We start from the raw sequence: 1,630 nt of genomic DNA on the forward strand, positions 1-1,630 counted from the left end.
TGCAGTAAGAAACTCGCGGGCTTCAACGATTGTTGTAAAGACTCAGGATGGGGGCAAGGATTGGGAGCGAAATGCAGCGAAGCGGAAGAAGCGCTGGGGGAAGCCAAAGAGAAAGGCTTAACCCTGTACGTGGGGCAATACTGCGCCAAGAAAGTGCTGGGTGTCTGCACCCGTAAAAAGCGCAGTTACTGCGTTTACGACAACAAGCTGGCCAAAATCATCCAAGAGCAAGGGTCTCTTCAGCAACTGGGTAAACGGTTAGGCAGTGCTAAAAATCCCACCTGCGCCGCCATTACGCCCGAAGAACTGGGTCAAATCAATTTTGAACACATTGATTTTAAAGAGTTCTACCCGGAAATGCGTGCCAACACCAAGCTCCCCAACTTTGATGAAATCAAGCAACGACTTCAAAGTGCCACGGGCGGATAACAGGCGGCTCTATACCAACGGCACACCATGACATACACACCTCAATGCTCAAGAAGGACATCGTTATGCTTATCAAACCCCTTCAAAATTTTTTACTCAACACCTTGACGCTTTTACGCCTCATTCCAAGTGATGTGATACACATCAAACAGCTAGACCACTATCCCGACATCACGAAAAGGCTGGATGAATATCGAGAGCTGATAGAAAACATTGAGAAACAGACTCACTACTTTAGTAGTGAGTAAGGTATGTGGTCGAAACACCACGCTTTGCTGCACGATAAATACCTTCAGTACTTACTCACGCTGCGCAATCCATCACCACAGCAGATGCGCCACTTACGCGAAAGACCCAAGTGTGTAACCTCTTAATCGCTTTGCCGCACTTAACCAAGGCCTATGATGATGAAAAAAACATGGCTTTACGTCATTACCCTAACGCTGCTTGCTCACCTCCATCCCGCTCTTGCTCAGGAACCTCCTCCAGGGTGGCGATGGTACAACGAACCAAAAGCAAGGCCCGACAAACCCAAACCAAAGCCACTGCCAAATAACACTCAAACGACTGTCTCAAGCCCTAAAACGTTATCGGCGACCGAACAAATGGCCTGGTTTCACTCGGTGCATATCGAAGCGCAAAACGATGCCGTCCTTCACCCTAAAGATAAAGACAAGTTAGCGAGATTTTTAGCGTTGAATCATTTTATCACGGACCAAACCGACCAATTAGGCATGACCTTTAAAGCGCTGCTGCTCGAAAGACCTGAGTTCTCTTACACCAAAGACCATCCGACAGAGCAAGCGGCAAGACAAGTGTATTTAGCACTGGAGGATAAGAAGAAAACCGACGCGGTTGAAAAGATGAAACAAGACGGATGGGGCTTTTTCTTTGTTTATGAAGGAAAAGATGCGCTCAGCCAGCAACTCGCCCCGTCCATTCAAGCGTTTGCTGACCAATACCATTTTGAGCTCCTTGGGATCAGTAATGATGAAACCTTCATCACTCACCTCAAAGAAAACCGCCACAACCAAGGAAAAGTCACGGTGCCTTTTACGCCCGCCTTGATTTTGGTGCATCCAAGCACTGGAGAGATGAAGCCACTGGCGTACGGCTGGATAAGCCAAAATGATTTAATTGGGCGCTTTTACAACGTCGCCACCGACTTTGAGCAATCGAATTTTTAAAGCCACTCAACCCA

General features: G+C 47.6%; 3 protein-coding genes. All 3 read left to right on the forward strand.

Translation table 11 applies throughout. The features are described from left to right. Positions 1-429, forward strand: a 429-nt coding sequence (traN, locus tag ACED60_RS25595) for a conjugal transfer protein TraN (protein ID WP_371693304.1), incomplete at its 5' end; no start/stop codon positions are given. A gap of 65 nt (positions 430-494) precedes the next feature. Then, entirely contained in the window at positions 495-677 is a 183-nt protein-coding gene (locus tag ACED60_RS25600; RefSeq protein ID WP_017096425.1) for a hypothetical protein, read from the forward strand. 153 nt (positions 678-830) lie between these two features. Further along, positions 831-1,616 (forward strand): type-F conjugative transfer system pilin assembly protein TraF, encoded by a 786-nt coding sequence (gene traF, locus ACED60_RS25605; RefSeq protein ID WP_371728728.1) that lies wholly within the window; start codon positions 831-833, stop codon positions 1,614-1,616. Positions 1,617-1,630 lie beyond the last annotated feature (14 nt).

It is taken from the genome of Vibrio sp. 1F279, assembly GCF_041439815.1.
GTDB lineage: Bacteria > Pseudomonadota > Gammaproteobacteria > Enterobacterales > Vibrionaceae > Vibrio > Vibrio tasmaniensis_A.